The organism is Chryseobacterium sp. 'Rf worker isolate 10' (assembly GCF_050753305.1).
In the GTDB taxonomy this organism is placed as follows: Bacteria; Bacteroidota; Bacteroidia; order Flavobacteriales; family Weeksellaceae; genus Chryseobacterium.
The window spans coordinates 1-263 of sequence record NZ_JBOZOF010000030.1 but is presented as its reverse complement, the minus strand read 5'-3'; the positions used below and the strand labels follow the sequence as shown (position 1 = coordinate 263).

Sequence of the window (263 nt, the reverse complement as noted above, 5' to 3'; positions counted from 1 at the left end):
CGCCGAGCCGTGTACCGGTTCGAACAGTGACGGGAAGTTGCGCTCCGGGTTCAGGTTGGCCGACGGCGCAATGCCGATGGTGCCGGTGCAGGCCGGGCCGAGATCCGACAAAATATCGCCGAACAGGTTGGAGGCCACCACCACGTCGAAGCGTTCGGGGTTCAGCACGAAGCGCGCGCACAGAATATCGATGTGCTGTTTGTCCCAGGCGATATCGGGGTACTGGCGCGCCATCTCCGCCACGCGCTCATCCCAGTACGGCA

The 263-nt window shown here is 63.9% G+C and carries 1 protein-coding gene; it reads right to left on the bottom strand.

Annotated features, from left to right (window positions below):
- The coding region (locus tag LKL37_RS23050) for an isocitrate/isopropylmalate family dehydrogenase (protein WP_431612581.1) at nucleotides 1-263 on the bottom strand (263 nt) is incomplete at both ends.